1 protein-coding gene is annotated in these 1,867 nt (G+C 40.8%); it reads right to left on the bottom strand.

Annotated features, from left to right (window positions below; translation table 11 throughout):
• Nucleotides 1-83: 83 nt before the first annotated feature.
• Nucleotides 84-1,358, bottom strand: coding sequence for a group II intron reverse transcriptase/maturase (gene ltrA / locus SM124_RS23845; RefSeq protein ID WP_322448960.1), 1,275 nt, complete (start codon nt 1,356-1,358; stop codon nt 84-86).
• Nucleotides 1,359-1,867: the final 509 nt, after the last annotated feature.

Below are 1,867 nucleotides of genomic sequence, written 5' to 3'. Positions count from 1 at the left end.
AAATCGAGTAGAGGGAAAATAAGTTGATTATTTTCGCCCCTCTCACACCACCGTACGTACGGTTCCGTATACGGCGGTTCAATTTATATTACAGTGTGTGCTTTTAGATAATGCTCTAAAGCAGAGGGAAGTCCCCTCTGCTTTAGTCTTTTGTTTGAAATTGCTCTATGGATAACCTTCGATAATCCTATAAACCGGTAACCCCTTCGGCAGAAGGTTAATCCCTTAGCTTCCTCCTTCGGAATTCCAAGCTGGATAAGCGAATTGATTTGTTTCTTCGATACCTTCCATTGTTTCCAGATGATTACCCTAATTCTGGAGCGTAACTTCTCATCAATACGAGTCATTACCTTTTTCATATTTGATATTCTAAAGTAATTTACCCATCCGAATATGACTTGTTTCAATTTCAAAATTCGGTAATCTAACGGGATACTCCAGTTCCTCTTAGTCAGTTGCCGAAGTTTCCTTTGAAATTTCTGTACAGAAGTTAGGTGTGGTTTCACTTGGTATCCACTGTTTTTAAAATCGTAATAGTAACCAAAGCCCAAGAACTTCAAATCTCCCGGACGGGAGACTTTACTCTTTTCTGCGTTTACTAACAACCCTAACTTCTCTTCTATAAATTTCACGATTGATTTCATCACTCTGTCTGCTGCTTTCTCACTCTTCACAAAAATGAGCGAGTCATCCGCGTATCTCACGAATCGCAGTCCTCTACCTTCTAGTTCCTTATCGAGTTCATTTAACATAATATTACTTAATAATGGGCTGAGGTTCCCTCCTTGCGGAGTACCGACAGGTGTTTCTTCATATTTCCCTTTCACCATGACTCCACTGACTAGGAATCTTCTGATTAAAGAGATGACATCCCCATCATCTATTGTGTTGGCAATAATTCGCATAAGTTTATCGTGATGAACGGTATCGAAGAATCTTTCAAGGTCAATGTCCACTACCCAATCATATCCATCATTTAGAAATTCCAAGCTTTTTATGATTGCCATTTCGCAACTTCTTTTTGGTCTGAAACCATAGCTGAATTCACTGAACTGCTTTTCAAATATCGGACTGAGAACTTGATGAATGGCTTGTTGAACGACTCTATCCACTACTGTTGGTATTCCCAACTTGCGCATCTTGCCGTTTTCTTTTGGGATTTCCACTCTTAAGGCAGCTTGTGGTTGGTATTTTCTTGTTCTGATGCGCTGACGTAGCTCATCTTTGTTCTCTTTCAGAAATTGCTTTAGTTCGTCGACGGTTACTCCATCAATCCCACTTGCACCTTTATTTTTATAGACACGCAAGTAGGCTTCGTTCATATTTTGGTTACTTAGAATCTGTTCTAAAAGTTCCACACTCGTTTCCCCTTTCCTCTCACGTAGTAAGTGATAGCTCTATTTTGGTTAGCCTTTGAGATACGCTCATACTTTCACCATTAACCCATTCGGAGTACGTCACTTACGCATTCGTGGTGTTGAAACACTATAAATTGTTCAGCCCTTCATGAGTTTATTTCATTACTATGGCTTCTGCTGACTTCTTGCGGCTAACCTTTTTCGACTGTACTTCTGTACATCCGCAAGACCTCCCAGGGTAAGACAACTATCTTTCCTCTTTTACTCGCCTGATTTACTCTACAAAGTTACGCACATCTTTTGGACTTTGACTTGTCTTGGAGCCTCATCCCTTTTTAAAGCCTTAGTATCAGGTTTCTGTACGTCGAGCCAAGATTTTATTCCACGCTTCCTCCAGCCCTTATCTCACGATAAGTACCTTGCGCTTCCTTAGTGGTTGGTCGATGTGTACCCCCACAGTGGACTTTCACCACCTAGATAATTGCCATGCCTGGCACACAAGAAAAAGA

The sequence above is a fragment of the Robertmurraya mangrovi genome (assembly GCF_034427655.1).
Taxonomy (GTDB): Bacteria; Bacillota; Bacilli; order Bacillales; family Cytobacillaceae; genus Robertmurraya_A; species Robertmurraya_A mangrovi.
This window is presented reverse-complemented; position numbering and strand designations above follow the sequence as displayed.